Origin of the sequence: Pseudomonas sp. NPDC090592 (assembly GCF_044769185.1) — a bacterium.
Classification (GTDB): domain Bacteria; phylum Pseudomonadota; class Gammaproteobacteria; order Pseudomonadales; family Pseudomonadaceae; genus Aquipseudomonas.
In genome coordinates this window covers 60,174-81,336 of record NZ_JBIVXJ010000001.1, presented here as the reverse complement: position 1 = coordinate 81,336, position 21,163 = coordinate 60,174, and the positions used below count along the sequence as shown (strand labels likewise).

Sequence of the window (21,163 nt, the reverse complement as noted above, 5' to 3'; positions counted from 1 at the left end):
CCCGGCGCCAAGAACGAGAAAAGACATGAGCCTGACCGTTATTCCCCTCAGCCCGGCGCTGGGTGCGCAGATCAGCGGCGTGGACATCAGCCGCGAGATCACCGCACAAGAGCGCGACGCCATCGAACAGGCGTTGTTGCAGCACCAGGTGCTGTTCTTCCGCGACCAGCCGATCGACCCGGAGCAGCAGGCGCGCTTTGCCGCCCGCTTCGGCGACCTGCACATCCACCCGATCTACCCCAACGTGCCGGAAACCCCGCAGGTGCTGGTGCTCGACACGGCAGTGACCGACGTACGCGACAACGCCGTGTGGCACACCGACGTGACCTTTTTGCCGACCCCGGCATTGGGCGCGGTGCTCAGCGCCAAGCAATTGCCCGCTTACGGTGGCGATACCCTGTGGGCCAGCGGCATTGCGGCCTTCGAGGCCTTGTCGGCGCCGCTGAGGGGCATGCTCGACGGCCTGACTGCCACCCACGATTTCACCAAGTCGTTCCCGCTGGAGCGCTTTGGCACTACGCCTGAAGACCTGGCGCGCTGGGAGGCGACGCGGCGCAACAACCCACCGTTGTCGCACCCGGTGGTGCGTACGCATCCGGTTAGCGGGCGCAAGGCGTTGTTTGTCAATGAAGGGTTCACTACGCGCATCAATGAACTGAGCGAGTTGGAAAGCGAGGCGTTGCTGAAGCTGCTGTTCGCCCATGCCACGCGGCCGGAGTTCAGTATTCGCTGGCGCTGGCAGGAGAATGACGTGGCGTTCTGGGACAACCGCGTGACACAGCATTTTGCCGTGGATGATTACCGGCCCAATCGGCGGGTGATGCACCGGGCGACCATCCTTGGGGATGCGCCTTTTTAGTGGTTGCCTGTGCCGGCCTCTTCGCGGGCTTGCCCGCTCCCACAGATCCGGCACAGGTTTCGAAACCTGTGATGTACCTGTGGGAGCGGGCAAGCCCGCGAAGAGGCCAGCACAGGAGAGCCCGGTCAGCGGACCAGATGCAGGTACTGCATGTGCCGCTCATACTGGTCGAGGATGTCGTTGATGATCTGCTCCTTGCTGTAGCCTACCAGGTCATAATTCTGGCTGCCTTCGCTCAGGTGCACCTCCGCCCGGTAATAGCGGCGGTTCTTCAAATCCTGCGTCCCCAGCCCACCCAGGGCAAACGACGGCGTGAAGTAACCACGCATCTGCACCTGGTAAATGAACGGCTGCTCCTCGCCATGGCCGATCTTCAGGCTGACGTTGTCGTGGCTCGGGTCATCCTGGGTAATCAGCACCAGACCCTTCTGCTCGAACACCTCACGCACCTCGGCAATCGCCGGGCGCACCACGTCGTCCATGAAGCGGTACACCTCATCGCGCGACGGGAAGTGCACCGCCTGGCTCAGGCGCTGGCGCCAGCCGCCACGGCCGCGACGTGACTGGGCAAACGGGGCCAGCGAGTGCATCTGCGCGATCTGCCGTTGCGACTCCAGGTAGAACGCCTTGTGCAACCCCCACATCATGCACAGCAGGATCAGCGAGAACGGCAACGAGGTCAGCACCACCGCCGACTTCAGCGAGTCGATGCTGCCGGCAAACAACAGCGCACTGGTGATCAGCGCGGTCATAGCGCCCCAGAAGATACGCAGCCAGTTCGGCCCATCCTCATCCGCCTCACCACCCTTGGCCGACAGGGTCGACAGCACAACGGTGCCCGAGTCGGCCGAGGTCACGAAGAACACGAAGCTGATGAACACCGTGGTGGCGATTACCGCCTTGCTCCAGGGGTAAGTCTCCAGCAGCAGGTACAGGCTCATCGACGGGTTATCCAGCGCCGACTGGCCCAGCGCTGTCATGCCGTGCTTGATGACCTGGTCCAGCGCGCTGTTGCCGAAGATCGACATCCACGCCAGGGTGAAGCCCAGCGGAATCAGCAGCACACCAAAGACGAACTCGCGGATGGTGCGGCCACGGGAGATACGGGCGATGAACAAGCCCACGAACGGCGCCCAGGCAATCCACCAGGCCCAGTAGAACACCGTCCAGCCGCCCAGCCAGTCTCGGTTTTCACCGTAGGCATACACGTCGAAGCTTTTACGCGGCAAGGCGCCCAGGTAGTCGCCCAGGTTCTGGATCAGCGTGTTGAACAGGTGCTGGGTTGGCCCGGCAAACAGCACGAACAGCAGCAGCGCGCAGGCCAGGAACAGGTTGATGTCGCTCATCACCCGCACGCCCTTTTCCACCCCGGCAACGGCAACGGCCACCGCCGCGCCCATCATCAGGGTGATGAGGATCACCTGCACCCACTGGCTGTGGCTGATACCGAACAGGTAATCCAGGCCTGCGTTCAGGTGCAGCACGCCAAAGCCCATGTCGGCACCCAGGCCGAACACCGTGGCGATGATGCCGAAGCCATCGACCGCGTAGCCGATCGGCCCATTGATACGCTTGCCGATCAGTGGATACAGGGCCGAACGCAAGGCCAGTGGCAGGTTATGCCGGTAGGCGAAGTAGGCCAGTGCCATGCCGACGAAGGCGAACACCCCCCAGCCATGCAGGCCCCAGTGCAGGAACAGGATCTGCATCGCCTGGCGCCCGGCCTCGGCCGTGCCCGCCTCGCCCTGGGGCGGTTGCAGCATGTGGGTCAGCGGTTCGGATACGCAGAAGAAGAACAGGGTAATGCTGATGCCGGCGGCAAACAGCATGCCGGCCCATGACAGGTAGCTGAACTCGGGTTCGTCGTGGTCGGCACCGAGCTTGATCTTGCCGTAGCCGGACAAGGCGGTGACCACCACGAAGACCAGGTACAGCGTCATGGCCAGCATGTAGTACCAGCCGACCGTGTTGGCCGCCCAGTTCTGCGCCGCCAGCAGCCAGTCGCCTGCGGCTTGCGGGTTGGAGATGACCACCAGGCCAAAGATCAGGATGAAACTTGCCGCAAAGTAGAACACCGGGGGGTTCATGCGGATTTTGCCATTGGCAAGGGATGGGGTCGGTGCACTCATCGGGTGTGCACCTCGTCAAATGACGTAAGGTTCGGAATGAACGGGTTCAGCAAAGGAATCCTCCTGTTGAACACCGGCAGCGGACCAGCGTTTTTTCATTGAACAAGCGTTCAAGTTAAACATGGATCGGATTTCAATGCGAATTGGGGTGCTGATTGGTGTTCTCCTGTACTGGCCCTTTCGCGGGCTTGCCCGCTCCCACAGGCATTGCACAAGACCCAAGCGTTGTGCGGAACCTGTGGGAGCGGGCAAGCCCGCGAAGAGGCCGGTACAGGCAACAGCCAGATTAGTTCTTGTCCTGGCAATCCAGCTGCAGGTTGGCCTGGGTAATGTTGCTTTCGGCCGGCACACTGCGGGTCAGCCACACATTGCCACCAATGGTCGAACCTTTGCCGATGGTAATGCGCCCCAGCACCGTGGCCCCGGCATAGATCACCACATCGTCCTCGACGATAGGGTGGCGCGGCAGGCCTTTGTGCAAGGTCCCCGACTCATCGCTGGGGAAGCGCTTGGCGCCCAGGGTCACCGCCTGGTAGATACGCACGCGCTCGCCGATGATCGCGGTTTCGCCGATGACCACGCCGGTGCCGTGGTCGATGAAGAAGCTCGGGCCGATCTGCGCACCGGGGTGAATGTCGATACCGGTGGCCGAATGCGCCAGCTCCGAACTGATCCGCGCCAGCAACGGCAGGCCGGCCTGGTACAGGTGGTGCGCCAGGCGGTGGTGGATGATCGCCAGAATGCCCGGGTAGCACAGCAACACTTCATCGACGCTGCGCGCCGCCGGGTCGCCGTGATAGGCGGCCAGTACGTCGGTGTCGAGCAGCACGCGCAGGTCTGGCAGCGCGGCGGCGAAGCCCTGGATCAGGTTCAGCGCATGGGCGTCGACGCCAGCCAGCTCGGCCTTGCTTTGCCGCGCCGCGTAGCGCAGCTCCAGCCGGGCCTGGGCCAGCAGGGCGGTCAACGCGGCATCCAGGGTATGGCCAACATAGAAGTCTTCACTTTCTTCACGCAGGTCGACCGGGCCAAGGCGCATGGGGAACAGCGCACCGCACAGCTGCTCCAGAATCTGCCGCATCGCCTCGCGCGACGGCAGCTCACGCCCGCCCTGCTCGCCTATGCTGCGGCCATTGCGGGTGCGCCATTGCTCACGGGCGCCGCGCAGGCCACTGACGATGCTCTGCAACTGCCAGTGCGCGGATGAAGGTTGTTCGCTCACGGTTTTCTCCTGCCGTATAGGCCATCTGATTTTATTGTCAGGCCCGGCCTCTTCGCGGGCGCGCCCGCTCCCACAGGAATCTCGCAAACATCAGGTCCTGCGCTGTACCTGTGGGAGCGGGCGTGCCCGCGAAGAGGCCGGGCCTGGCTACATGCAATCCACTCTACGGCAAATCCGACCCTTGGAAAAAACAACGCTTTATTCCATCCTGCGCTAAGTCAGGCATAAGCAGCGATGACGGCACAGGCAACCTCGCCTACCCTCAAAGCAGCCAGCACCTGACGAAAATCAAAAAAGGAAATAACAAAATAATTTTTTAGTATTTCCTGGCCTAAGCAGCCAACCCTATAGTCGCCACCTCACTACTTACACAACAAGCGCGGGGCTCTGACATGTCGAAATTCGCCAAACCGCTACTCAACGCCACCCTGGCTCTGCTGCTGGGTACCGGCCTGCTCAACCAGGCCTTCGCCGGCGAGCAATTGAAGACCATCCAGGAAAAAGGCGTGATCAACGTCGGCCTGGAAGGCACCTACCCACCGTTCAGCTTCGTCGATGAAAACGGCAATCTGTCCGGCTTCGAGGTAGAGCTGTCCGAGCTGCTGGCCAAGGAGCTGGGGGTCAAGGCCAAGATCCAGCCGACCAAGTGGGACGGCATCCTCGCCGCACTGGAGTCCAAGCGCCTGGACGTGGTGGTCAACCAGGTGACCATCTCTGACGAACGCAAGAAGAAATACGACTTCTCCGAGCCCTACACCATCTCCGGCATCCAGGCGCTGATCCTGAAGAAGAAGGCCGAGAAACTGAACATCAAGGGCGCACAGGACCTGGCCGGCAAGAAGGTCGGTGTGGGCCTGGGCACCAACTACGAGCAGTGGGTCAACAAGGACGTGCCAAAGGCTGACGTGCTCACCTATGAAGACGACCCAACCAAGTTCGCCGACCTGCGCAACGGCCGCATCGACGCCATCCTGATCGACCGCCTGGCCGCACTGGAATACGCGCAAAAAGCCAAGGACACACAGCTGGCCGGCGACGCCTTCTCGCGCCTGGAAAGCGGCGTAGCCCTGCGCAAGGGCGAGCCTGAACTGCTGGCCGCGCTGAACAAGGCCATCGACAAGCTCAAGGCTGACGGCACGCTGGGCAAGCTGTCCGAAAAATACTTCGGTGCTGACGTCACCAAATGATTGCCGAAAGCCTGCAACTCGTTGTCGACTCCACGCCCTTCCTGCTGAAGGGCGCGGGTTATACGGTGCTGCTCAGCGTTGGCGGCATGTTCTTCGGCCTGGTGCTGGGCTTTGCCCTGGCGCTGATGCGGTTGTCGAAGCTGTTGCCGCTGAACTGGCTGGCGCGGATCTACGTGTCGTTCTTCCGCGGCACGCCGCTGCTGGTGCAGCTGTTCGTGATCTACTTCGGCATGCCGCAGATCGGCATCGAACTGGACCCCATCCCCGCCTCGCTGATTGGCCTGTCGCTGAACATGGCGGCCTACATCTGCGAAATCCTGCGCGCAGCCATTTCCTCGATTGACCGTGGCCAATGGGAAGCCGCCGCCAGCATCGGCATGACCCGCGTCCAGGCCATGCGCCGGGCGATCCTGCCACAAGCCTTGCGCACTGCCCTGCCACCGCTGGGCAACAGCTTCATTTCGCTGGTCAAGGACACCGCCCTGGCGGCCACCATCCAGGTGCCCGAACTGTTCCGCCAGGCGCAGCTGATCACCGCACGCACCTTCGAGGTGTTCACCATGTACGTGGCGGTCGCGGTCATCTACTGGGTGCTGTGCAGCATCCTCGCGCACTTCCAGAACCGCATGGAAGCGCGGGTAAACCAGCATGACCAGGAGCAATGAGCATGATTGAAGTCAAAGGCCTGACCAAGCGGTTCAAGGGCCAGACCGTGCTCAACGGTATCGACCTGACTGTACAGCCTGGCGAGGTGGTGGCCATCATCGGTCCCAGCGGCTCGGGCAAGACCACCTTCCTGCGCTGCCTGAACCTGCTGGAAACACCCGATGCCGGGCAGATCAAGATCGGCGCCATCAGCATCGATGCCAACCGCCCGCTGGGTGGCCAGCAAAGTGCGATACGCCGCTTGCGCCAGCAGGCCGGGTTCGTGTTCCAGAACTTCAACCTGTTCCCGCACCGCACCGCGCTGGAGAACGTGATCGAAGGGCCGGTGATCGTCAAGAAGACGCCCCGCGAGCAGGCCCTCGCGCTTGGCCGGCGCTTGCTGGCCAAGGTCGGCCTGGCGGGCAAGGAAGATGCCTACCCACGGCGCTTGTCCGGTGGCCAGCAGCAACGGGTGGCCATCGCCCGCGCCCTGGCCATGGAGCCGGAAGTGATCCTGTTCGACGAACCCACCTCGGCACTCGACCCGGAGCTGGTGGGTGAAGTGCTGGCGACCATCCGCGGCCTGGCCGAGGAGAAGCGCACCATGATCATCGTCACTCACGAAATGAGCTTTGCCCGGGATGTGGCGAACCGGGTGATCTTTTTCGACAAGGGCGTGATCGTGGAACAGGGTGAAGCCAAGGCGCTGTTTGCGGCGCCGAAGGAAGAGCGTACCCGGCAGTTCTTGCGCAAGTTCCTCGGGACTGCTGCTTCCGAGTAAGTCTGTTGCGGCCTCTTCGCGGGCACGCCCGCTCCCACAGGTTTTGCACCGGTATTGAGACCTGCGCTGTACCTGTGGGAGCGGGCGTGCCCGCGAAAGGGCCGGCACATCCACAGCAAATCCCTCCTTCTATATATATTCCAAAAGGTTAGTTCATAAACTTTTTATAAAGCATTAGGGTATATAAACCGGACCACCGGACCAGCACACATCTGCCGCGACCAGCTGTAGCGGCATTACTACTTTGTGAGGTCAGGAATGGTCAGGATCACAATCACCCCAGTGCGTATCGCCAGGGCATTGAGTGCAGCCAAGGAGCGGTACTGATGTCCAGCCAGCCAAATACCCAATTCCACAGCGATCTCGACAGCTCGCCCCTGCTGCTGCCGGCCAAGGTACTGCGTAACGACGCCGAAGCCCTGCAAGCGGCCCGCGAACTGGCCGAAGTTGCCCGCGAGCAGGCCGCCCGCCGCGACCAGCAACGCAAGCTGCCATGGGCCGAGATCGAGTTGTTCACCCGCAGCGGCCTGGGCAGCATCAGCGTACCCAAGGCCCACGGCGGCCCCGATGTATCGTTTGAAACCATCGCCGAAGTATTCCGCCTGATCAGCGCCGCCGACCCGGCGTTGGGGCAGATCCCGCAGAACCAGTTCGGCATGCTGCAATTGATTCGCCTGACGGCCACCGAGGCGCAGCAGGCGCTGATCTTCCGCAGCGTGCTCGACGGCTGGCGCATCGGCAATGCCGGGCCAGAGCGCGGCACCAAGGACACCCTCACCCTCAAGGCCAGGATTACCCGCGCAGGCGACGGCTATCGCATCAGCGGCGAGAAGTTCTATTCCACCGGCGCCCTGTTCGCCCATTGGGTAGCCGTGAAAGCACTGGACGACGAAGGCCGCCAGCGCCTGGCGTTCGTGCGTCGTGGCAGCCCAGGGCTGCGCATCGTCGATGACTGGTCCGGGTTCGGCCAACGCACCACCGCCAGCGGCACTGTGCTGCTCGACCAGGTGCCGGTAGACGCGGAGCTGGTAATCGACAACTGGCGTCAGCGCGATATCCCCAACATCCAGGGTGCAGCTTCGCAGCTGATCCAGGCGGCGATAGACGCCGGCATTGCCGAAGCGGCGTTCGATGATGCCATCAGCTTCGTGCGTGAGAGGTCCCGGCCGTGGATCGAAGCCAACGTGGAGCGTGCCAGCGACGACCCTTATGTGATCGCCGACATCGGCCGGCTGAAGCTTGAACTGCACGCCGCCGAAGCGCTGCTGCGCAAGGCTGCGCGCGTGCTCGATGAGGTCAATGCTGCGCCCATCGACGCTGCCAGCGCGGCACGGGCGTCAATTGCGGTGGCCGAGGCCAAGGTGCTGACCACCGAAATATCCCTGCAAGCCAGCGAGAAGCTGTTCGAACTGGCCGGCAGCCGCGCCACCCTTGCCGAGTTCAACCTCGACCGCCACTGGCGCAATGCCCGGGTGCATACCCTGCATGACCCGGTGCGCTGGAAGTACCACGCGGTGGGCGCTTACCACCTGAACGGCACCTTGCCTGCGCGGCATTCCTGGATCTGATTTGCAGCCTTTGGGGCTGCTGCGCACCCCTTCGCGGGCATGCCCGCTCCCACAGGATTACCACCGCCTGAACTGGCATCACTTTACCTGTGGGAGCGGGCGTGCCCGCGAAGGGCCGCAAAGCGGCCCCCGGAGAACAACATGACTACACATATCATCACCAGCGACACCGAAGCCCTGGCCGTCGCCGAAGACATCGCCCAGCAACTGCGCCGCGACAGCGCCCTGCGCGACCGCGAGCGCCGCCTGCCGCACGCCGAACTGGAGCTGTTCACCCGCTCCGGCCTGTGGGCCATCAGCGTGCCCAAGGCCTTCGGCGGCGCCGGCGTGTCCAACGTTACCCTGGCCAAGGTCATCGCCCGTATCGCCCAGGCCGACGGCTCGCTCGGGCAAATTCCGCAAAACCATTTCTACGGCCTGGAAGTACTGCGGGTAAACGGCACGCCCGAACAGCAGCAGCGCCTGTATGCCGAAGTACTCGCAGGCAACCGTTTCGGCAACGCCCTGGCCGAACTGGGTACCAAAACCGCCAACGAGCGCACCACCCGCCTGAGCCGTGACGGCGACGGCTTACGCATCAACGGCCGCAAGTTCTATTCCACCGGCGCCATCTATGCCCAGCGCATTCCCACCTCGGTGGTCGACGAACACGGCGTGCAGCACCTGGCCTTCGTCCCGGCCGACAGCCAGGGCCTGCAAGTAATCGATGACTGGAGCGGTTTCGGCCAGCGCACCACCGGCAGCGGTTCGGTGGTGTTCGACAACGTGTACATCAGCGCGGATGACCTGGTGCCGTTCCAGAGCGCCTTCGAGCGCCCCACCCCGGTCGGCCCGCTGGCGCAGATCCTTCACGCTGCCATCGATACCGGGATCGCCCGCGCCGCCTATGAAGACGCCCTGCACTTCGTGCGCACCCGCAGCCGCCCGTGGGTCGATTCCGGCTTGGACAAGGCCACGGATGACCCGCTGACGCTGAAAAGCTTTGGCCACCTGGCGATCCGCCTGCATGCCGCCGAAGCCCTGCTGGAGCGCGCCGGCGAATACCTCGACCGCGCCCGCGACGACAGCACTGCCGACAACGTCGCTGCCGCCTCCATCGCCGTGGCCGAAGCACGGGCCATCAGCACCGAGATTTCCCTCGCTGCCGGTACCGCCCTGTTCGAGCTGGGCGGCAGCCAGGCCACCCTGGCCGAACACAACCTCGACCGCCACTGGCGCAACGCCCGCGTGCATACCCTGCACGACCCGGTGCGCTGGAAGTACCACGCCATCGGTAACTACTACCTCAACGATGCCAACCCTCCACGCCGGGGGACCATCTGATGGCCAAACAGATCCTGCTCAATGCTTTCAACATGAACTGCATCGGGCATATCAACCACGGCCTGTGGACCCACCCACGGGACACCTCGACCCAGTACAAGACCCTGGAGTACTGGACCAGCCTGGCGCGCCTGCTGGAGCGCGGCCTGTTCGACGGGCTGTTCATTGCCGACATCGTCGGCACCTACGACATCTACGGCCAGTCGCTGGACGTCACCCTCAAGGAGTCGATCCAATTGCCGGTCAACGACCCGCTGCTGCTGGTCTCGGCCATGGCCGCAGTCACCCGCCACCTGGGTTTCGGCCTTACTGCCAACCTCACCTACGAGGCGCCTTACCTGTTCGCCCGGCGCCTTTCCACCCTGGACCACCTGAGCAATGGCCGGGTGGGCTGGAACATCGTCACCGGCTACCTCGACAGCGCTGCCCAGGCCATGGGCCTGGCGCAGCAACCGGAGCATGACCGCCGTTACGACCAGGCCGACGAATACCTGCACGTACTGTACAAACTGCTGGAGGGCAGCTGGGCCGACGACGCCGTGGTCGCCGACCGCGAGCAACGCGTCTACGCCCGGCCCGACAAGGTGCGCAAGGTCAGCCACCACGGCGAGTTCTACAACGTCGAAGGCTATCACCTGAGCGAACCCTCGCCACAGCGCACCCCGGTGCTGTTCCAGGCCGGCAGCTCGCAGCGTGGCCTGGCGTTCGCCGGCAACCACGCCGAATGCGTGTTCATCAGTGGCCAGGACAAGGCCGCCACCCGGGCCCAGGTCGACAAGGTACGCGCCGCGGCCCAGGCCGCTGGTCGCGACCCGCAAGCGGTCAAAGTGTTCATGGGCATCACGGTGATCGTCGCCCCCACCGAGCAAGAGGCCAAGGCCAAGCATGCCGAATACCTCCGCCATGCCAGCCCCGAGGCCGGCGTCGCTCACTTCGCTGCCTCCACCGGCATCGACTTTGCTGCCTACGGGCTGGATGAGCCGATTGGCTTCAGCCAGGGCAACGCCATCCAGTCCGCCACGCGCCAGTTGCAGGACAACGCCTGGACCCGCCGCCGCCTGCTTGAACAGCACGCCCTCGGTGGCCGCTACGTAACCTTGGTCGGCTCACCTGGCCAGGTCGCTGAGCAGTTGATCGCATGGCTCGATGAAACCGGCCTGGACGGCTTCAACCTGACCCGCACCGTCACCCCGGAAAGCTTTGAAGACTTCATCGACCTGGTCATCCCGCAATTGCAGCAGCGTGGTCGCTACAAGACCGCCTACGCCGAGGGCACCCTGCGCGAAAAGCTGTTCCAGGCCGACCACCCGCACTTGCCCGCCGACCACCCTGGCTCGGCGCACCGTTTTACCCCTACCCCTGCCCCGACTGGAGCCCTGCACCATGCTTGAAAAACTGTTCCGGCCCGTCGCGGCCATTGCCCTCACCCTGGGCCTGTCCGCCAGCGCCCTGGCTGCCGAACCACTGAAGATCGGCACCACTTCCGCCTTTGCCATCCCGCTGGAAGCCGCTGTGGAAGAAGCCCACAAGCAAGGCCTGGAAGTGAAGCTGATCGAGTTCAGCGACTGGATCGCGCCCAATGTCAGCCTCAACAGCGGCGACATCGACGTGAACTACTTCCAGCACATCCCGTTCCTGGAGAACGCCAAGGCTGCTGCGGGCTTCAACCTGGTGCCCTACGCGTCGGGCATCATCAACAACGTTGGCCTGTATTCGAAAAAGTACAAAAGCTTCACCGAGCTGCCCGATGGCGCCAGCGTGGCCATCGCCAACGACCCGATCAACAGCGGCCGTGGCCTGCAACTGCTGGCCAAGGCCGGGCTGATCACCCTCAAGCCAGGCGTTGGCTACAAGGCGACCGAGGATGACATCGTCGCCAACCCGAAACAGCTGAAAATCCTTCAGGTCGAGGCGGTTCAACTGGTACGCGCCTACGATGACGCCGACCTGGTGCAGGGTTACCCGGCCTATATCCGCATGGCCAATACCTTCGACGCCACCTCGGCATTGCTGTTCGATGGCCTGGAAAACAAGGAATACGTGATCCAGTTCGTCATCCGCCCGCAGAGCAAGGACGACCCGCGCCTGGCCAGGTTCGTCGACATCTACCAGCACTCGCCCGTGGTACGCGCAGCGCTGGACAAAGCCCACGGCAAGCTCTACCAGGCCGGCTGGGAAGGCTGACATGAGCCAGGCCAACGCGCTCAGGGCGCCCACCACTCAACCACTGCCGCCAACGGCCAGGGAGCAGGCCTTGCGCCCGGAGGTCAATGAAGCCCATGTGCGCTTCATCGGCCTGGGCAAGACCTACCCGGGCCAGGCACAACCGGCCTTGCAGGGCATCGACCTGAACATCCGCCATGGCGAGATCTTCGGCATCATCGGCCGCAGCGGCGCCGGCAAGTCGTCGCTGCTGCGCACCATCAACCGCCTGGAGCAACCCAGCCAAGGCCGGGTGCTGATCGACCAGGTAGACATCGCCCCGTTCGACGAGGACCAGCTGGTGGCCCTGCGTCGGCGCATCGGCATGATCTTCCAGCACTTCAACCTGATGTCGGCCAAGACCGTGTGGCAGAACGTCGAGCTGCCGTTGAAGGTGGCCGGCGTTGCCAAGGCCGAGCGCCAGCGCAAGGTGCGCGAGCTGCTGGAGCTGGTCGGCCTGCAGGAAAAGCACCACGTGTACCCGGCGCAGCTCTCCGGTGGGCAAAAGCAGCGTGTGGGCATTGCCCGGGCGCTGGTGCACGACCCGCAAATCCTGCTGTGTGACGAAGCCACCTCGGCACTGGACCCGGAAACCACTGCCTCGATCCTTGAGCTGCTGCGCGACATCAACCAGCGCCTGGGCCTGACCATTGTGCTGATCACCCACGAAATGGCGGTGATCCGCGATATCTGCCACCGGGTAGTAGTGCTGGAGCGCGGCGAAGTGGTCGAACAGGGCGAAGTCTGGCGGGTGTTCGGTGCGCCACGCCATGAGGTCACCCGCACCCTGCTCGCACCCTTGCAGGCCAAACTGCCTGCCACGCTGCAAGCCAGCTTGCGGGCCATCCCAGTCAGCCGCGATAGCGCTGTGGTACTGAAACTGACCTTGCTCGGCGAACCCGAGCTGTCGGCCCTGTTCAACGACCTGGGCGGCCGCGTACGCCTGCTGCAGGGCGGTGTGGAAACCATCGGCGAACATGCCTTGGGCCAACTGATCCTGTCGGTGCAGCACTCGCCGCATGACACCCATCAATTACTGGAACGTGCCCGCCGCTGGGCCGAGGATGTGGAGGTACTGGGCCATGTGGTTTGATCGCCTGCTGGAAGGCCTGCTCGATACCCTGCTGATGGTCGGCGTGTCGTCACTGATCGCCCTGCTGGTGGGGGTGCCGATGGCGGTGCTGCTGGTGACCAGCGACAAGGGCGGGATCTTCGCGGCGCCGCTGCTGAACCGGGTGCTGGGCGCCTTCGTCAACCTGTTCCGCTCAATCCCGTTCCTGATCCTGATGGTCTCGCTGATCCCCTTCACGCGCCTGGTGGTCGGCACTACCTATGGCGTGTGGGCGGCGGTGGTGCCGCTGACCATTGCCGCTACACCATTCTTTGCGCGGATTGCCGAAGTCAGCCTGCGCGAAGTCGACCATGGCCTGGTGGAGGCCGCACAGGCCATGGGCTGCCGGCGCTGGCACATCGTCTGGCATGTACTGTTGCCCGAAGCGCTGCCGGGCATCGTCGGGGGCTTCACCATTACCCTGGTGACCCTGATCAACTCCTCGGCCATGGCCGGAGCGATTGGTGCCGGGGGCTTGGGGGATATTGCCTACCGGTATGGTTACCAGCGTTTCGACAGCCAGATCATGTTGACTGTGATCGCCATGCTGGTGGCGTTGGTGGCGCTGATCCAGTTGGGTGGGGATCGATTGGCGAAGGGTTTGAACAAGCGTTGAATGCTTCGCGGGCACGCCCGCTCCCACAGGTCCCCACATCTCTCAGGTCCTGTGCAGTCCCTGTGGGAGCGGGCGTGCCCGCGAAGAGGCCCTCAATCCCAGCGCAAATCCCTAGCCGGCACCGGCCGCCCGAACCAGTACCCCTGCCCCAGCTGACACCGCTCCTGCAACAGGAAACCAGCCTGCTCGGCCTGCTCGATACCCTCGGCATGCACCTGCATGCCCATGCTGCGGGCCAGGGCGATGATCACCCGCACGATCGCGATGTCATCTTCATCCAGCGGCAAACCGGCAACGAAACCCTGGTCGATCTTCAGCTTCTGCACAGGCAAACGCTTGAGCCGCAGCAACGACGAATAGCCGGTGCCAAAATCGTCGATGGCCAAGGTCACCCCCAGCTCCCGCAAACGGTGCAGCTGTTCCAGCGCCACTTCCGGGTCTTCCATCACCGCGCTTTCGGTCACTTCCAGCTCCAGCAGCGCCGGCGCCAGGCCGGTCTCATGCAAAACCGCCGCTACCTGCCGGTACAGGTCGTGCTGGCCAAACAGGCGGCTGGAGATATTCACCGCCACAAACGCCAGTTGCCGGCCTTGTGCCTGCCATTGCACCATCTGCCGGCACGCCTGACGCAGCACCCAGGCATCGATCTCGGCGATCAGCCCGGTGCGCTCGGCAATCGGGATGAACTCGCCCGGGGGCACCAGCCCGCGCTGGGGATGCTGCCAGCGCACCAGCGCCTCGACCCCGACCTTGCTGCCAGTGGCCAGGTCATGCACCGGCTGGAAGTAAACCCGCAGCTCATGCTGCTCCAATGCCCGGCGCAACTCGCCGGCAGTCTCTACCCGGTGCTGGGCGTGGGCGGTCAACTCTTCGGTGTACAGCGCATAGCAGGCCCGCCCGTTGCTCTTGGCCTTGTACAACGCTGCATCGGCATTGCGCAGCAGCTGCTCGCTACTCAAGGCATCGCTGGGGAACAGGCTGATACCCGCACTGACACTGATGAACAGGCGGTGGCCATCGAACAGGAACGGCTCGCGCATGCGCTCGATGATGCATTGCGCCAGTTTGCCCGCCTGGCCGACCTGCTGGCAGTTCTCTGCCAGCACGCCAAACTCATCACCGCCCAGGCGTGCGAGGGTCACGCCGTTACCCAGCACCTCACCCAGGCGCTCGCCCACCAGCTTCAACAACTGGTCGCCGATGGTGTGGCCAAGGCCGTCGTTGATGCTCTGGAAGTGGTCCAGGTCCAGCAGCAACAGGGCACAGCCGCGCTTGTTGGCCTGGGCCGCCGCCAGCGCCTGCTCGACACGATCGTTGAACAGCAGGCGGTTGGGCAGGCCGGTCAGCGGGTCGTGGTGGGCGAGGTAGGCGAGTTCCTGCTCCGAGTGCTTGATCGCGCTGATGTCGCTGAACACCGCCACGTAATGGCTCAGTTCACCTTCGTCGTCACGAATGGCGCAAATGGTCTGCCACTGCGGGTAGATCTCGCCGCTTTTGCGCCGGTTCCAGATTTCGCCGCTCCACTCCCCCTGCTCGGCCAGGGTGGCAAAGATCTGCTGGTAGAACGCCTGGCCATGGCGGCCCGACTTGAATTTGTTCGGGCGCTGGCCGATAACCTCGTCCTGCTGGTAGCCGGTGATGCGCATGAAGGCGCGGTTGACGTGCACGATCAGGCCGTGACGGTCGGTGACCAGTACGCCTTCGAGGGTACTGTCGAACACCGCAGCGGCCATGCGCAGCCGCTCACGGTCCTCACAGCGCAAGCGTGCACCCACACCGATGAAGTTCAACAGCCGCACCCTGGACACGTAGATCAGCACGGCACTCATCAGCACCCACAACACCACATTGATCTGCCGCCCCACGGTCAGTGCCAGGGGGTCGTCAGTCATGCCGTGCAGCATCACCTCGGCGAGCGCCAGCCAGAGGATCGAGAGCACCACATACAGCGCAGCCATGCGCAAGGCGTCGCGAACAGAAACAGACATGTCGGGAGGGATAGCCCTTCAGAAAAGAATGGCGATTATAAAGGTTCTGGTGCTCTGTGGGAGCGGGCATGTCGATGCGTCGAACCGCCGCGAAGAAGGCAACCCGGTGCATGGCACCGGCTCTGCCGGTGTTCGCGGGCTCGCCCGCTCCCACATGGACCGTGCCAGCATTGCGATGTGAGCAGATCAAATGTGCCAAGCCTGAAATATCGCGTTGTCAGCTTTGACTGGTTTTATTTCCCTGCCAAGGGATAATCAGCCCCTCCTCCTGCATTCCGAGGGTTTTTACACCTATGTGGTACAACGGCCTGCTCGACTTGTCGGCCTGGCAACTGGTCGGCATCACCTTGTTGATGACCCACGTGACCATTGTCAGCGTCACGGTCTACCTGCATCGCTACTCCGCGCACCGGGCGTTGGAGCTCAATGGCGCGCTCAAGCACTTTTTCCGCTTCTGGCTGTGGCTGACCACCGCGCAGAACACCCGCGAATGGACCGCCGTCCATCGCAAGCACCACGCCAAATGCGAAACCCCCGACGACCCGCACAGCCCCGTGCACAAAGGCCTGAGCACGGTGTTGCGCAAGGGCGCCGAGCTGTACCGTGAAGAAGCGCGCAACCCCGAAACCCTGCGCATCTATGGCAAGAACTGCCCGGATGACTGGATCGAGCGCAACCTCTATTCGCGCTACAAGCTGGGCGGCATTGCGCTGATGGCCGTCATCGACCTGCTGCTGTTCGGCACGATCGGCATCACCATCTGGGCAGTGCAGATGATGTGGATTCCGTTCTGGGCGGCTGGCGTGGTCAACGGTCTGGGCCACGCGCTGGGCTATCGCAACTTCGAATGCCGCGACGCGGCGACCAACCTTGTGCCCTGGGGCATCGTCATTGGCGGCGAAGAACTGCACAACAACCACCACACCTACCCCAACTCGGCCAAGCTGTCGGTCAGGCGCTGGGAGTTCGACATGGGCTGGGCCTGGATACGCATGTTCTGCCTGCTGCGCCTGGCAAAAGTGCAGCGCGTGGCGCCCATTGCCCACCGTGTGGCGGGCAAAGCGAGCCTGGACATGGACACCGCCATGGCCATCCTCAACAACCGCTTCCAGATCATGGCCCAGTACCGCAAGCTGGTGATCGGCCCGCTGGTCAAGCAGGAGCTGGCCCGGGTGGACGCCTCGGTAAGCCACCACTTCCGCCGTGCCAAGCGCCTGCTCTCGCGCGAAACCAGCCTGCTGGAAGACCGCCACCATGTACGCATCGAGTCGATGCTTGCCCACAGCCAGGCGCTGAAGACCATTTACGAAAAGCGCCTGGCCCTGCAGCAGATCTGGGCGCGCACCAGTGCCAACGGCCACGACATGCTGGCCGCCATGAAGGACTGGGTACACGAAGCCGAAACCAGCGGCATCCACGCCTTGCGCGACTTCGCGGCGCAGCTCAAAACCTATTCCCTGCGCCCCACCGGCGCCTGACCACCGTTAGTCGGCATGCCCCTTGGCGGGGCATGCCGCCCGGAACTTCACGCCGTAGCCGCCACTCAAATCAGCACATCGCCCGCGTGGCGGGCAGGATGCTGGCCGCACGCTTTCAAGTCGAGACCTGATTCGTGCACATGGCCAAGAACATTCCCACGATCCTGCCCGGTACCCCGCCTCCCGAAGCCGCCCAGACCCTGCTGGCCTTGCTCCACGCCCAAGGCGAAGTCGCCCGTTTGAGCGAGCGCGAGCAGTTGTTCAGCTCGCTTCTCGACAGCGTCAACGCGGTGCTCTGGGCCTTCGACTGGGAAACCCGCCAGGTGCTGTACGTAAGCCCCGCCTACGAGCGCATCTTCGGTCGCCCTGTCAGCCTGGTGCTGGCCGACTACAACGAATGGCGCGACAGCATCTACCCCGACGACCTGGAGTACGCCGAGCGCAGCCTGGCCCAGGTGCTGCTCAAGGGCTCGGTGGAAGACCGCGAATACCGCATTCTCAATGCCGAAGGCCAACTGCGCTGGCTAAGTGACAAGTGCTACATCAACCAGCAGCACGATGGCGATCGGGTAATCATCGTCGGCATCGCTGAAGACATCACCGAGAAAAAGCAGCTCGAAGGTGAGCTACAGCGCTTGGCCACCACCGACGTGCTGACCCAGAGCAGCAACCGCCGGCATTTCTTCGAATGCGCCCAGCAAGCCTTCGACAGCGCCCGCGAGGGTGGTATGCCGCTGGCCTTTTTGTTGCTGGACATCGACGACTTCAAGCGTATCAACGACAGCTATGGTCACCAGGAAGGCGACCAGGTACTGCAGCGAATCGCCGACAGCGGCAAAGCCGTGCTGCGCCGTGGCGACCTGTTCGGGCGTATTGGTGGCGAGGAATTCGCGGCGGTGTTCCCGGGTTGCAGTGCCCAGGCGGCGGAGCAGATTGCCGAGCGCTTGCAGCGGGAGATCCAGCGCTTGAGCTTCACCCATGAAGAACAGACGTATGGCGTTACGGTGAGCCAGGGGCTGACCGAATTGACCGATGACGATGTGACACTGAACAGCCTGTATGCCCGGGCCGACGCGGCGATGTACCAGGCCAAGCGGCAGGGCAAGAACCAGATCGTCCGCGGCTGATCAGCCTGCGTGGGGGATGGCACCGGCTTTGGCCGGTGTTCGCGGGCTCGCCCGCTCCCACTGGGATAGCATATTCCTGCATTCAAGGCGAAACCTTTGGGAGCGGGCAAGCCCGCGAAGGGCGGCAACGCGGCCCAAAATCTCAGCTGGATACTTCGGCCTCAGCCACCGGCGGCTCTTCCTGGGGCTTCACCTCGGGGTTGTCCACCTTGCGCAGCCGGCTCAGCTCCGGCAAACCCATCTTGAGCAACCGCGCAGTCTTGCCGTTGGCCACCTTCTCCAGCCCCTGCTCGGCCGGCAGCCGCGACAACTGCCCGGCCAGGTTCATGGCCAGGATTTCCCGCGAATACACACCACCGCCCAGCTGGTAGATCGCCGCGATCAACTCGCGCAACGCCAGCGGCAGGCGCCAGCGCGTGCGTAGCGCCGAGCCGAACGCCGCACCGAACTCATCCAGCGAATGCTGCACGTTGCGTTCGTCCAGCTCGCCACCGGCCAACCGCCACTCTTGCAGGCAGCGCAGCACTGCCAGGTCGCCCAGGCAATGCAGCAGCCCCGCACAATAGCAGCGCCCTTCGTCCAGTTCGAGCATGCGCGCCAAGGTACGGCCATATTCGGCGGTGTGCAGCGAAAGGTCCCAATAACGGGCAGCGTGCTGCGCCAGCAGCGGGTCACTGAGGCGCGCACTGCGCTTAAGGGTCATGCCCAGGATCAGGTTCATGCTCTGGGTGCTGCCAAGCTTGTTCAGGGCCTGCAGCAAGGTTTGCACCGGCGCTTCACGGTGCAATGCGGCGCTGTTGGCTGCGGCAATCAGCACGGCGGTAACCTGGGGGTCGTTACGCACTTCCTCTTCGAGCACCTTCAGGTTCAGGCCCTGAGGGTTGAGCGCGCGCTTGATCGCCACCTGCACATCAGCCAGCAGCGGCCCACCATCGGCGGTAGCGCGCCGTTGCTCAAGGTAGGCAGGCAGGCTGGCACCGGCCTGCAAGGCCGGTATCGGGCAGGCGATTTCCTCGCCAACCGCCACCAGCAACTCTTCCAGCCGCTTGCGCAGGTTATCCAGGTTCAGCGGCTTGCTCAGGTAGGCGGTGGGGTGCAGCGGTAATGTTTCACGCACGCTGGCGCTGTCACTGCGGTTGCTCATGAGGATGAACGGCAACCCCGGCCCTTTGGCGCGGACCTTGCGCAGCAGGTCGAGGCCATCGACACCGGCCAGCTCGCGGGCGGCGATGATCAGGTCGGGTTTGTTGGCCAGCAGGTTGAGTGCCTGCGAACCGTCGGCGCATACGTGCAGCCGTGCATCACAGCGCACGCTGAGCAGCATTTCGCTGAGCATGTCACGTACCCAGGGGTCACCCTCGACAATCAGTACGTTTGGTGCGGTGGGGTTTGCAGCGCTCATCGCCAACAGCTCCTGATTAGCCTGACACACAGTCCGTCGCAGCTTCCTAAGCAAATCCTCCGCTAACGATAGCGCCCCGTGGCTTTTCTGGGCACAAAAAAAACCCGCCGAGGCGGGTTTTTTCAGAAGCGCGTCACATCAGGCGAGTTCAGCGAAGCACTCTTCGATGATGGCCAGGCCTTTGTCCAGCAGTGCGTCTTCGGCAGTCAGCGGTACCAGGATACGCAGGACGTTGCCGTAGGTGCCGCAGGACAGCAGGATCAGACCCTTGTCGCGAGCCTTGGCAACAACCTGGCCAACAGCAGCAGCGTTAGGGGTGTGAGTGCCTTTCTCGAACACTTCAACAGCAATCATCGAGCCCAGACCGCGGACGTCGCCGATGATCGGGAACTTCTTCTGGATTTCGCGCAGACCAGTGGTCAGGCGCTCACCCACAGCCTTGCTGCGGTCCAGCAGTTTCTCTTCTTCGAACACTTCGATCACGGCCAGGGCCGCGGCGCAAGCGATCGGCGAACCGGCGTAGGTGCCGCCCAGGCCGCCTGGAGCGATTGCGTCCATGTACTCGGCCTTGCCGCACACACCGGCCAGCGGGAAGCCGCCAGCGATGGACTTGGCGAAGGTGGTCAGGTCAGGCGCAACGCCCATCTGTTCCATGGCGAAGAAGGTGCCAGTACGGCCAGCACCGGTCTGTACTTCGTCGGCGATCAGCAGGATGCCGTGCTGGTCGCACAGGGCGCGCAGGCGTTTCATCAGCTCTTTCGGCGCTGGCAGGAAGCCGCCTTCGCCTTGTACTGGCTCGAGGATGATCGCAGCGATGTCGCGTGGCTCGGCGTCGTTCTTGAAGATGCGCTCTACCGAAGCGATAGCGTCGTCAACGCTCACGCCGTGCAGTTCGCTCGGGAACAGGGCGCGGAACACGCCGCCTGGCATCAAGCCCATGCCAGCGGAGTACGGCACGACCTTGCCGGTCAGGCCCAGGGTCATCATGGTACGGCCGTGGTAGCCGCCGGTGAAGGCGATGACGCCGGCGCGGCCAGTGGCGGCACGGGCGATTTTCACGGCGTTTTCAACGGCTTCGGAGCCGGTGGTGACCAGCAGGGTCTTCTTGTCGAAGTCGCCTGGTACCAGCTTGTTGATCTTTTCGCACAGCTCTACGTAGGGTTCGTAGGCCAGCACCTGGAAGCAGGTGTGGCTGACTTTGGTCAGCTGCTCTTGCACGGCTGCAACCACTTTCGGGTGCAGGTGGCCGGTGTTCAGTACTGCGATGCCGCCGGCGAAGTCGATCAGTTCGCGGCCTTCAACGTCGATCACGGTCGAGTTCTTCGCGGTGTCGACGAAGATCGGGTGGATCTGGCCAACGCCACGTGGGACGGCAGCTACACGACGTTGCATCAAGGATTCGTTGGTCTTGCTCATAATGCCCTCATTGCGCCGACAGGAATGGCGCTTTTATTCGGGGGTGGCTGGGAGTGCTCGTGAACAGTATTCGTTGATCGACTGCCGCAAACGCCCTGGCCACCAGGTACTG

The 21,163-nt window shown here is 63.4% G+C and carries 17 protein-coding genes; 12 read left to right on the top strand and 5 right to left on the bottom strand.

Annotated elements, in window-relative coordinates:
* The first annotated feature begins 25 nt into the window (after positions 1-25).
* Positions 26-859, top strand: a complete 834-nt coding sequence (gene tauD, locus ACIQUI_RS00365) for a taurine dioxygenase (protein ID WP_403194031.1) — start codon at positions 26-28, stop codon at positions 857-859.
* Positions 860-984: 125 nt separating this feature from the next.
* Here tauD and betT read toward each other — a convergent pair whose 3' ends face one another.
* Both betT and epsC read right to left on the bottom strand, forming a co-directional pair.
* On the bottom strand, positions 985-2,946 hold the full coding sequence (gene betT, locus ACIQUI_RS00360) for a choline transporter BetT (protein WP_403194406.1): 1,962 nt from the start codon (positions 2,944-2,946) through the stop codon (positions 985-987).
* 328 nt (positions 2,947-3,274) lie between these two features.
* The gene (gene epsC / locus ACIQUI_RS00355) at positions 3,275-4,207 is read right to left on the bottom strand and encodes a serine O-acetyltransferase EpsC (RefSeq protein ID WP_403194028.1); all 933 of its coding nucleotides are present in this window, start codon (positions 4,205-4,207) and stop codon (positions 3,275-3,277) included.
* 392 nt (positions 4,208-4,599) lie between these two features.
* On the opposite strand from epsC, the gene tcyJ reads away from it, so the two are divergent.
* The 9 genes from tcyJ (at position 4,600) to ACIQUI_RS00310 (ending at position 13,640) form a co-directional block, all read left to right on the top strand.
* Complete coding sequence (gene tcyJ / locus ACIQUI_RS00350; RefSeq protein ID WP_403194026.1) at positions 4,600-5,394, top strand: cystine ABC transporter substrate-binding protein; 795 nt, start codon at positions 4,600-4,602, stop codon at positions 5,392-5,394.
* Positions 5,391-6,059: a cystine ABC transporter permease gene (gene tcyL / locus ACIQUI_RS00345; protein ID WP_391128540.1), complete on the top strand. Its 669-nt coding sequence runs from the start codon at positions 5,391-5,393 to the stop codon at positions 6,057-6,059. The genes tcyJ and tcyL overlap by 4 nt, the downstream gene beginning before the upstream one ends.
* A gap of 2 nt (positions 6,060-6,061) precedes the next feature.
* The gene (tcyN, locus tag ACIQUI_RS00340; protein WP_403194023.1) at positions 6,062-6,820 is read left to right on the top strand and encodes an L-cystine ABC transporter ATP-binding protein TcyN; all 759 of its coding nucleotides are present in this window, start codon (positions 6,062-6,064) and stop codon (positions 6,818-6,820) included.
* A 326-nt stretch (positions 6,821-7,146) separates the two neighbouring features.
* On the top strand, positions 7,147-8,388 hold the full coding sequence (locus ACIQUI_RS00335; RefSeq protein WP_403194020.1) for an SfnB family sulfur acquisition oxidoreductase: 1,242 nt from the start codon (positions 7,147-7,149) through the stop codon (positions 8,386-8,388).
* A gap of 141 nt (positions 8,389-8,529) precedes the next feature.
* Positions 8,530-9,711 (top strand): SfnB family sulfur acquisition oxidoreductase, encoded by a 1,182-nt coding sequence (locus ACIQUI_RS00330; protein WP_403194017.1) that lies wholly within the window; start codon positions 8,530-8,532, stop codon positions 9,709-9,711.
* On the top strand, positions 9,711-11,102 hold the full coding sequence (locus tag ACIQUI_RS00325) for an LLM class flavin-dependent oxidoreductase (protein ID WP_403194015.1): 1,392 nt from the start codon (positions 9,711-9,713) through the stop codon (positions 11,100-11,102). Before ACIQUI_RS00330 ends, ACIQUI_RS00325 begins: the two co-directional genes overlap by 1 nt.
* Positions 11,095-11,895: a MetQ/NlpA family ABC transporter substrate-binding protein gene (locus tag ACIQUI_RS00320; protein ID WP_403194012.1), complete on the top strand. Its 801-nt coding sequence runs from the start codon at positions 11,095-11,097 to the stop codon at positions 11,893-11,895. Before ACIQUI_RS00325 ends, ACIQUI_RS00320 begins: the two co-directional genes overlap by 8 nt.
* A 1-nt stretch (position 11,896) precedes the next feature.
* Positions 11,897-13,006, top strand: coding sequence for a methionine ABC transporter ATP-binding protein (locus tag ACIQUI_RS00315; RefSeq protein WP_403194009.1), 1,110 nt, complete (start codon positions 11,897-11,899; stop codon positions 13,004-13,006).
* Positions 12,996-13,640, top strand: coding sequence for a methionine ABC transporter permease (locus ACIQUI_RS00310; protein WP_403194007.1), 645 nt, complete (start codon positions 12,996-12,998; stop codon positions 13,638-13,640). Before ACIQUI_RS00315 ends, ACIQUI_RS00310 begins: the two co-directional genes overlap by 11 nt.
* A 92-nt stretch (positions 13,641-13,732) precedes the next feature.
* Here the strand turns inward: ACIQUI_RS00310 and dibA are convergent, their stop codons facing one another.
* Positions 13,733-15,628 (bottom strand): phosphodiesterase DibA, encoded by a 1,896-nt coding sequence (gene dibA, locus ACIQUI_RS00305; protein ID WP_403194005.1) that lies wholly within the window; start codon positions 15,626-15,628, stop codon positions 13,733-13,735.
* A gap of 293 nt (positions 15,629-15,921) precedes the next feature.
* Between dibA and desA the strand changes: the two genes are divergently transcribed.
* Together desA and ACIQUI_RS00295 are read left to right on the top strand one after the other, a co-directional pair.
* Positions 15,922-17,106, top strand: coding sequence for a delta-9 fatty acid desaturase DesA (desA, locus tag ACIQUI_RS00300; protein WP_403194002.1), 1,185 nt, complete (start codon positions 15,922-15,924; stop codon positions 17,104-17,106).
* A gap of 140 nt (positions 17,107-17,246) precedes the next feature.
* Complete coding sequence (locus ACIQUI_RS00295) at positions 17,247-18,233, top strand: GGDEF domain-containing protein (protein WP_403193999.1); 987 nt, start codon at positions 17,247-17,249, stop codon at positions 18,231-18,233.
* 142 nt (positions 18,234-18,375) lie between these two features.
* Here the strand turns inward: ACIQUI_RS00295 and ACIQUI_RS00290 are convergent, their stop codons facing one another.
* Both ACIQUI_RS00290 and gabT read right to left on the bottom strand, forming a co-directional pair.
* Complete coding sequence (locus ACIQUI_RS00290) at positions 18,376-19,635, bottom strand: HDOD domain-containing protein (protein WP_403193997.1); 1,260 nt, start codon at positions 19,633-19,635, stop codon at positions 18,376-18,378.
* 138 nt (positions 19,636-19,773) lie between these two features.
* Positions 19,774-21,051: a 4-aminobutyrate--2-oxoglutarate transaminase gene (gene gabT / locus ACIQUI_RS00285; RefSeq protein ID WP_391128585.1), complete on the bottom strand. Its 1,278-nt coding sequence runs from the start codon at positions 21,049-21,051 to the stop codon at positions 19,774-19,776.
* Positions 21,052-21,163: the final 112 nt, after the last annotated feature.